Consider the following 9,438-nt stretch of genomic DNA (forward strand, 5'->3'; position numbering starts at 1 on the left):
TGTTCGGTTTCCTGATTGCCTTCGCTTTCCAAAATCTTTTCAATTTTGATGTCCTCAAAGAGCAGTTCAGACAAGAAACCTTCCAACACAACAAAGTTAGCCTTGTTGTGAAGGAGTTTTTTTACTGCCCAGTCGAAACGGATTAGTCTTTTACTCATGGTCTTTTGTTTTTTACAAAGATACGAAAAAAGAGCAATAAGTTTGAAAGAGGCAGCACTCGATAGTGCCACTTTCGATATATTTTGAATATTTACTCTTTTTGAAGACAATATTTATATAAAAAACTTAAATTTATTTTAAAATCTATAACTTTCTTCTAATAGAAGGTGGTTTTATATCCATACCTTCTGTTTTGGATACGATACTATGAATGATTTGGTCTAATTGTTCGGCAGCCTCTTGAAGGTGGCGCAAATAGGTCTGCTCGTCGCCTGAAAAAGACGTGCCTGATTCGGTCAATAAACCAACAAGCCCCATAATGCTCGCCAAAGGCTGCCTTACCTTGTGAGATTGTTCCCAAGCAATTTGTTTTAAAATTTCATTTTGTTTTTTTATCTTTTCTTCGGCACGTTTTTTCTCATCAATATTAAGTGTATTGATACTGATGCCTAAAATTTGATTTTTTTTATCATAAACAGGACGATAAGTAACCTCAAACCAGACAGGAATATCCTCTAAATGTCTAATAAGTTGTATTGTCGTTGTTTTTCCTGCTAAGGTTTGAGGTAAAATACGCTCATAAGTCTCAATGCTATTAGGGGGTAGCACCTCCTTGATATTTATTCCTTCTTTCAGTTCTTTTTTAAAAAAAGAATACGCAATTTTTTCGGCTACTTTATTAAAGCTCAATATTATACCAAGAGGCGAAACCAAGACATGACTTTCACGACTGCTATTGAATAAGGCTTGTAGTTTTTTCTCTGAATCTTCTAACCTTGCTCGCGCCTCCCGCTCCTGTGTGATGTTGCGAAAAAAAATCGTAAGCCCTTCCTCCGAAGGATAAGCGGCGGCACTATACCACTGCTGTATGTCGGGGCGAAAATCCTCAAAATAAACGGCTTTGTTTTCATTCATCGCCTCCCTAAATTTTTGAGGGTAGCGATACGCCTCAGTATCAGGGTAGAAGTCCCAAAAAGATTTGCCGATGATGGCACTTTTATCTGTGCATAAGACCTCAGCAGCGATTTGGTTAATCTTAATAAATTTCCAATTTCTATCAATTACAAAAAAACCATCTGTAATTCTTTCTATAATTGTTTCAACTCTTTGTGCAAATTCTTGTGCCAAACGGCTGGCTCGCTCTGTTTCCGTCAGGTCATAACCGATACACATCACCCCCAAAGGCTGCCGATTTTCATCTTTTAAGACACTAAATTCCCATTCTGTCCAATAAAAATCGTCGGGCGTTGTGTCGGGTTTGCGCAAACGCACGCGAATAGTTTTGTCGGGATTTTGAAAACATAGTGCCACCGTTTCCCTACAACGCAAATGGTCTTCCTCATAAATTGCTGTTAGAGAAGATTCGCCAATAAAAGAAGATTGTAGAAAAGAAAATCGTTTTTTAAAAAAATTATTAACAAAAACGTAATTTCCATCTAAATCTGTAACTACTACCGAATAGAGGTTCGAATCTTTGAGGTAATCAGGAACGAAAGCTGCAAAATCCATACAAATACGATTTGGGTACGTTAAGATATTGCAAAGTTAGAAAATATTGAAGATTATAGGGTTTTGAAAGCGTGAAAAATAAAAAAAAGTTAAACAAAAACGAAAAAAATCTTATTTTTTCAAGTATTAAGCCATTTTTGTAACAAGCGCGTGAGCAAGGGTAAAAGTAGATAAACAACAAGCGGGACTAAAATAAGCGTCAATAAAAGTGTGCGTAAATAAATAGGCAATAAAACTAAAATATCTTCTAATAACCAAGAAAGAACTGTAATGCTGGGATAGACGGCTATCCAAATCAGGAGTGCTGTCTTATGTTTGGGGTTAGATTTCATGGTATAAATAGTCAAAACTTTGATAATTATCTTATCAAAGTTTTGACTAAGCTTTTGACTAAATATTTGGGTAAAAAGAGAATAATTTTGAGATTATGCCAAAGCCGCCGTATTCAAGACCTCTGAAACAGGCGTGTAGGGTAGGTCGAATGCCTCTGCGACTCCCTGATAAACGACTTTGCCCTTGACCACATTTAAGCCTAAGAGCAATTCTTTATTTTCGGCGCAAGCGCGTTCCCAACCCTTATTAGCTAATTGAAGCATATACGGAAGTGTTGCATTGGTAAGTGCCACAGTGGAAGTGTAGGGTACTGCACCGGGCATATTCGCCACGCAATAATGCACCACGTCGTCGATGATATAAGTTGGGTTGCTGTGCGTCGTAGGCTTGCAGGTTTCGATACAACCGCCTTGGTCTACTGCCACATCGACGACAACCGTACCGGGGCGCATCGTTTTGAGCATGTCGCGCGTGATAAGATGAGGAGCTTTTGCACCCGGAATCAAAACTGCGCCGATAATCAAATCAGACTGCGTAACAGCTTGCGCAATGTTGTAACGATTTGACATTAAGGTTGTTACGTTAGCTGCCATGATGTCGTCTAAGTAGCGCAAGCGAGGCAAACTTACGTCCATGATGGTTACATTCGCGCCTAAGCCTGCTGCCATTTTCGCTGCCTGCGTACCAACGATACCGCCTCCCAAGATAAGGACGTTGGCAGGCTTGACACCCGGCACTCCGCCCAAAAGGATACCGCGCCCTTTGATGGGTTTCTCCAAATATTTTGCGCCTTGCTGCACCGACATGCGCCCTGCTACCTCCGACATAGGCACTAAAAGTGGTAGGGAACGGTCGGCTTTTTCCACTGTTTCATACGCAAGACAAACTGCCTTAGAGTCTATCATTGCCTCTGTAAGGGGCTGATAAGAGGCAAAGTGGAAGTAGGTAAAGACCAGTTGGTTTTCACGAATGAGCTTATATTCAGGCTCTATCGGCTCTTTTACTTTGACAATCATCTCGGCGATGTCATAAATTTCTTTCGCCGTATTGAGGATTTTAGCTCCTGTGCGCACGTATTCCTCGTCGGGAAAACCGCTGCCAAAACCTGCCTCCTTTTCTACATAAACGGTATGCCCATGGGCTACTAATTCGGCTGCTCCCGCAGGAGTAAGAGCCACGCGATTCTCATCGGTCTTGATTTCTTTTGGAACGCCAATAATCATATCTTGGGTGGGATAAAACGTTGTGTTTGAATGAATGGGAAACCAGAAAAGGAACTTTGCGCTGTCCTTGTCTTCTTTTTGCCAAAAATCCTATTTTTTTTTCATTTCGCCAAATGCCTATCCTAACTAACGCCAAATATTATAGAAGCGCAAAGGCTTTTTTTTGCAAAAAACGCAGAAAAAAGCCTAAAAGCGAAATTTTTTTTCTTTTTTTTCTCTTAAAGTGCCTTAAAATATGTTTTTATTGTAGCCGAATAAAATTTGGAGACAAGAAAAGGGAGTAATCTTAATTTCTATGAAAATCCTTGTATGGTCAAAGTATTGTCAGATTTTGCACAAAATAAAATTGGGTGTAAAGCCTATTTTGAGAACCCACCACTTTATTTCAATCCAACTTCGGACAAGGCATGCCTTGTCCCTACATTGACAAATAGTTTAATGTTAATCATTTACAAAACCAATTCAGTAGCCTTAGCAAACCTAACACCCATTTTTTTGGCGCGTTCATAGATAGGTTTTCCCAAGTGTCCTAAGCCTGCAACGTCAGACATGCAGTCTTCTAAGACTACCAATCGCTCTGCCAAGTGAGGGGCAAAATCCAAGATTTGCTTCAAACTTGTAGCCACACAATGCGATTTGGCTTGTCCTGCTATCCATATCGTTTGGTATTGTGCCAAAGTTTGTAGGAGGGCAAAATTGGTCTGTGTATAGGGTACTTCGGGGTCGGGTATTTGCGCCTGAAATACGCCAAAGTGTTCGCTAAAAGGATATAGTCCTTTTTCTACGGTCTGAAAATTTTTCCGCTGCTCTTTTGCCCATTTTTGTAGGGCGGTTGCAAAAGTATCTTCTAAGGCTGCGCCCTTTGTACCAACTATGCAATGCCGCGTCCAGATAAAATGCGGAAATTCGCCCTGTGCTTCCAAATCTTGCAGGTAGCGCAAGGTTTTTTCGGGTTCGAAGCGCGGCTTCCATTTCCCTGCTTCTACCTCTGCCGCCGAAATAGGCGTAAAGGGAGCGGGGGGATTGCCTTGCGCATCTTCCCAAAAATCGGGGTGTGCGATGTCGTGTATATGGTGCGTATCGAGGGTTGCGATAATATGGTCGAGGTGCGAACCGTTTTTTTCTATAAAAATTGCCAAACGCTCCATATCCGCCTGCGCTCCCTGCACATACAAAGCACCCTTTTGATGACAAAAATCGTATTGCGCATCTATGACAAAAAGCAAATGGTTAAAAGTATCATTCATCTGGAAGCAATAATTTGGGGTTGAACTTATCAGACTTTTTACAAAAATACAAATTTCCACTCAAAATCCTACCTAAACCGCAATATCTGCCTTAATAGCAGGGTGCGCTTGGTAGTTTTTTAGGGTGAAATGCTCATATTTGAAAGCATCAATATCCGTTATGCTGGGGTCTAATTCAATCGTAGGCAGGGGAAATTCGGTGCGTGTAAGCAATAATTTAGCCTGCTCAATATGATTTTGGTACAAATGGGCATCTCCAATATTGATTATTAACTCTCCAACTTGCAAGCCACAAACATGCGCCAACATGTGCGTAAGAAGCGCGTAGCTTGCAATATTAAAAGGCAATCCTAAGAATACGTCGCAACTTCTTTGGTACATAGAAAGCGAAAGTTTGCCGTTGGCTACATAGCACTGAAAAAGAATGTGGCAGGGGGGCAAAGCCATTTCGTTTATCTCTGAAACATTCCACGCCGAAACAATGTGCCTACGGCTATCAGGGTTGTTTTTTAGACCCTTTACTAAGTCTTTAATTTGGTCAATTTTTAAGCCCCATTCGCGCCACTGCACGCCATAAATCCTACCTAATTCGCCTTTTTCGTCTGCCCATTCGTCCCAAATAGTTACGCCGTTTTCTTTGAGAAATTTGATGTTACTTTCGCCCCGAAGAAACCAAAGTAGCTCGATGGCAATGCTTTTGAAGTGCGTTTTTTTGGTTGTAAGCAGGGGAAAGCCTTTGCTCAAATCGTATCGCAAATGATAGCCAAAAATTGACTTTGTGCCAACGCCTGTGCGGTCGGCTTTGTCCGTTCCACTTTCTAAAATGGTCTGGATTAGAGTGTGATAGTTTTGCATATAAAAAAATAGGTATATTAAATAAGCGAAGGGTTTGCAAACCCCTCGCTACGGAAATCATATTTGTACTAAGATTGTACTAAAATTGAATAGATGCGAATTTAGTAGGCGCGTTCTTTTTTACCCTCCATAAAGTTCATAAAGGCGCGATTGGCAACGCGATGCCCCCCTGCTGTGGGGTAGTCGCCTGTAAAGTACCAGTCGCCTGTATGATTGGGGCAGGCTTTGTGCAGATTTTCTACCGTTTGGTAAATAATCTTGACTTCGGCTTTGATATTTTTCGAAATCATTTGCGCAATCTTATCCGAAATCTGCTCATAATCAAAGAGTTGGTACAATTCCTTGACGTGATTTTCTACCTGCTCGATGGGCAATTCCATCGAAGCCTGACATTTTTCATAGACCTCTTCCAATTTGTAGAGCTGATGGGTTTCACGTAAAAGTTCTAAAAGAGCGCGGAAAACGATAAATTCCTCCTGCAAAGACATATCAATTCCATAACAATCGGGAAAGCGAATCTGGGGCGCGGAAGACACAATGACAATGCGTTTAGGCGAAAGCCTGTCCAACATCTTCAAGATGCTTTTCTCCAAAGTCGTGCCTCTGACGATAGAATCGTCGATGACCACCAACGTATCCACGCCTTTTCGTACAATTTCATAAGTAGTGTCATAGACGTGCGCCACTAAATCGTCGCGCTGCTGGTCTTCGGTGATAAAAGTGCGCATCTTGGTATCTTTCAGCACCAACTTTTCTACACGCGGACGAAAACTTAAAATCTTGCGAATTTGCTCTTCCGAAAGTTCGGTTTCTTTGAGCGTTTGGGTGCGCTTTTCTATCAAAAAAGCCTCCATGCCTTTTACCAAACCCAAAAAAGAAGTTTCGGCAGTATTAGGAATATAAGAAAAAATTGTATTTTCTAAATCGTATTCTATCGCTTCCAAGACCTGCGGACAAAGCAAACGCCCTAAGTTTTTGCGCTCATTGTAAATTTCGGGGTCTGTACCACGCGAAAAATAGATGCGCTCGAAGCTACACGATTTTTTTGGCATCGGCGGCGCAAAAGGAACTTCCGTAACGCTGCCGTCGGATAAGACCAAGAGCGCGTTGCCACCTCCCAACTCGCGAATGTCGGTATATTCCACATTGAAAGTCGTCTTGATGGCAGGTTTTTCAGAGGCAACCACTACCACTTCCTCGTCGGCGTAGTAGTAGGCAGGGCGGATACAAGAGGGGTCGCGCACTACAAAGGCATCGCCGTTGCCTGTCATGCCGACCATAGCATAACCTCCGTCGAAATCGCGGCAGGCTCTTTCTAATAATCCCTGCCAATCAATTTCTTTCTCTATCTTTTCTATAATTTCTTGTTTGGAAACATCGGGAAAGGCGTTTTTGTATTGGGTTATCAAACGCTCATTTTCTAAGTCTAAAAAGTGTCCGATTTTTTCCATGACCGTAATGGTGTCGCCTTTTTCCCAAGGGTATTGCCCTAATTCTACTAATCGCCCAAAAAGTTCCTGTGCATTGGTCAGATTGAAATTGCCTGCCATCAGTAGGTTGCGACTTCGCCAATTACTACTCCTAAGAAAGGGGTGGCAGGCACTGATGTCGCTCTTTCCGAAGGTTGCATAGCGCAAATGTCCCAACAAGAGTTCGCCCGCAAAAGGCACATTTTCCTTGACCCACTTTTGGCTTAGGTAGCGGTCGCCTCCTGCTTTTTGAGCGGCATTAAACTTTTCACCTACTTTTTTAAAGATGTGTGTAATGGGTTGGTCGTTGATAGAACGCAGGCGGTCTATGTAGTTCAAGCCCTGCCCAAGTCCGAGTTTGATGCTCGCTAACCCTGCCCCGTCTTGCCCTCGATTGTGCTGCTTTTCCATCAGCAAAAACATCTTATTGATGCCGTAGGCGGGCGTGCCATATTTTTCAATGAAATACCCCAAGGGTTTTCGCAAACGAATAAAGGCAATGCCGCACTCGTGTTTGATAGCGTCGCTCATAAGGTTGTGGAAAATGTAAAGAACTTCTTTAAGCAAGCGCAAAGATACCTTCTATTTCCGAAAAAGCCAACTGAAAGGCTAAGTCTGACGCTTGCCACAGTGCTATTAAGGACAAGGCAACACTGCCCTGTCCTTCGTTTGAAAACTGACTTAAACCAAATTTTATTCCGTTTTTAATCAGAAAATAGCACATATTTTGGCTTTTTAAGTACCTACTTAAACGCCAAATAAGCCTCGAAGCGGTGCTTTTATTTTTGCTGTCTGCCCATTTTCTCTACTTTGGCAATCCATTCTTGTCTTGTGCTATCTTTTGAATTTTTGACAATTCCAAAATAGGAAACCCTAACAGGACTGACTCCACAAAATTGCAGCGTTGTTTTTTTCAATTGATTCACGCTGGGTCTGCCATAAACGAGCCAATAGTACCAACTTGGCTGGTCGAGTGTCGTGATGATACGCGCAGTTTTTCCCTTCAATAACTTATCCCAAAATATCGAATTTTCTCTGTATTGAAAGGCAAAACCCGGCAGGAAAAGCCTATCGATAAAGCCTTTGAGGATAGCAGGAAGCCCACCCCACCAAACGGGGTGAATCCAAACCAAATGGTCTGCCCATTTGATTTTTTCCCAAGACTCCAAAAGGTCTGGCTCTAAGGTAGTTCTTTTCTGGTAGCCAAATTCAAGATTTGGACTAAATTTTAAATCTGAAACGACGATTTCCTTTACCTCTGCCCGACTTGCCAACGCTCCATTTTTGTAGGCTTCTGCAAGGGCAAAGTTGAAACTATCTTTATTGGGGTGTCCATTGATAAGCAATATTTTTTTTGCCATTTTTCAAGTTTTAGGTTTGAGTGGCAAAATTAGAACAGAATAGTTTGCCGCGATAGGACAAATGTCTAAAAAGTATGCTCCTTTCTGATTCTGCTCAAATGCCTCTGCGAAATACCCAAATAAGAAGCTAAATATTGTAAGGGTATTTTTTGAAAATAAGCGGGCTGATTTTTCATCAAATTTTCGTACCGTTTTGCTGCTTCACTTTTTTGCAGTTGAAATATTCTTTTTTCTAATTCGATATATTGCTGCTCTGCTATTATTTTCAAAAAGTTGAGCCAATTCGTACTTTTTTGGGCTAACGCTTCAAATTTTTCTTTTTGAACGATTAGTAGCTCCGCCTCTGTTATTGCCTGTATGTTTTCTTGTGTTGGCTCTGCTGTTAGGAAAGAGGAATAAGCTGTCATTAAACTATTTGGAAATGTAATGCAATAAGTAATTTCTTCGTCTTTATCGGAAATATAATAGGAACGAAAACTTCCCGACAAGACAAAGGCTACTTGCTTGCAAGTTTCTCCCTCTTTCATAAAATAGTCTGCTTTTTTTAAAACTTTATAGGTCAATAGCTGAATAAAATCATCTATCTCTTTGTCTGTCAATACTTTGTAAGATTTCAAATATTGCTTAACACTTTCTGTTTTCATATTTTTATTATTTTTTGTTTGTTTTGTAAAGATACAAAAAAATAAAAAGCAAGTCCCAAAATTGGGAGTTTGCCTTTTGGTTATAGAACGCAAAAAAGCCCAAATTTAGCGCATCTGCCACATTTTAGCTTCGCCGACTTTCAGTTCGCAAACATAATGTTGTAATCAGTTTTTCTTTGTTTCATTACGCAGTTGCTCTACTTGTTTAATCGTTAAACCTGTTATTTTAGAGATAAAATCATCTGCTGAACCTGCCAAAATCAAATTCCGCGCAATTTCAGTTTTTTCCTCTTGCTTGGCTTCCCATTCCTTATGTTTGAGTTCCAACTCTTTTGTGTAGGCGACACTCATTTCTATTCGGCGATTTTCCACAGAGCGATTATACATCTTTTTTTCTTCATCTGTAAGACTTTCATAGCGTAACTTTTCCTTTGCTTTATCCAAACCTTTTGCCTTAAAAGTATCTTTTACCTCACTATTTTTGAGAAAATAAATCCATTCGTCGAGTGTATTTTTGGCTATATCATTAAAATTATTGATTTTTAAAATATAATATTTTGGAAATAGGTCTGCTACTTTTTCTACTTTAAAATTCTGCCTTTGTAAAATAGTAGGTTCTAAAATGTCGTTTTGGTGCA

The 9,438-nt window shown here is 40.7% G+C and carries 10 protein-coding genes; all 10 read right to left on the reverse strand.

What is annotated here, in order from left to right; genetic code table 11:
* Positions 1-303 precede the first annotated feature (303 nt).
* On the reverse strand, positions 304-1,668 hold the full coding sequence (locus G500_RS0121220; protein ID WP_027003994.1) for a PAS domain-containing protein: 1,365 nt from the start codon (positions 1,666-1,668) through the stop codon (positions 304-306).
* A gap of 119 nt (positions 1,669-1,787) precedes the next feature.
* Positions 1,788-2,000, reverse strand: coding sequence for a hypothetical protein (locus G500_RS0121225; RefSeq protein ID WP_027003995.1), 213 nt, complete (start codon positions 1,998-2,000; stop codon positions 1,788-1,790).
* A gap of 93 nt (positions 2,001-2,093) precedes the next feature.
* The gene (gene ald, locus G500_RS0121230; RefSeq protein ID WP_027003996.1) at positions 2,094-3,224 is read right to left on the reverse strand and encodes an alanine dehydrogenase; all 1,131 of its coding nucleotides are present in this window, start codon (positions 3,222-3,224) and stop codon (positions 2,094-2,096) included.
* Positions 3,225-3,673: 449 nt separating this feature from the next.
* Positions 3,674-4,471, reverse strand: a complete 798-nt coding sequence (locus G500_RS0121240; RefSeq protein ID WP_027003998.1) for a cysteine hydrolase family protein — start codon at positions 4,469-4,471, stop codon at positions 3,674-3,676.
* 72 nt (positions 4,472-4,543) lie between these two features.
* Positions 4,544-5,326: a thymidylate synthase gene (locus tag G500_RS0121245; protein ID WP_027003999.1), complete on the reverse strand. Its 783-nt coding sequence runs from the start codon at positions 5,324-5,326 to the stop codon at positions 4,544-4,546.
* Between the two features lie 101 nt (positions 5,327-5,427).
* A complete protein-coding gene (locus tag G500_RS0121250) occupies positions 5,428-7,326 on the reverse strand; it encodes an amidophosphoribosyltransferase (protein ID WP_027004000.1) in 1,899 nt (632 codons plus the stop codon).
* 28 nt (positions 7,327-7,354) lie between these two features.
* Positions 7,355-7,519: a hypothetical protein gene (locus G500_RS25895; protein ID WP_154657274.1), complete on the reverse strand. Its 165-nt coding sequence runs from the start codon at positions 7,517-7,519 to the stop codon at positions 7,355-7,357.
* A 55-nt stretch (positions 7,520-7,574) separates the two neighbouring features.
* Positions 7,575-8,156 carry an NAD(P)H-dependent oxidoreductase gene (locus G500_RS0121260; RefSeq protein ID WP_027004001.1) on the reverse strand — a complete coding sequence of 194 codons (582 nt, stop codon included), beginning with the start codon at positions 8,154-8,156 and terminating at the stop codon, positions 7,575-7,577.
* Positions 8,157-8,221: 65 nt separating this feature from the next.
* Entirely contained in the window at positions 8,222-8,800 is a 579-nt protein-coding gene (locus tag G500_RS0121265) for a Crp/Fnr family transcriptional regulator (protein ID WP_027004002.1), read from the reverse strand.
* Positions 8,801-8,965: 165 nt separating this feature from the next.
* The coding region (locus tag G500_RS26125) for a hypothetical protein (RefSeq protein ID WP_027004003.1) at positions 8,966-9,438 on the reverse strand (473 nt) is incomplete at its 5' end.

Origin of the sequence: Hugenholtzia roseola DSM 9546 (genome assembly GCF_000422585.1) — a bacterium.
GTDB classification, from domain to species: Bacteria; Bacteroidota; Bacteroidia; order Cytophagales; family Bernardetiaceae; genus Hugenholtzia; species Hugenholtzia roseola.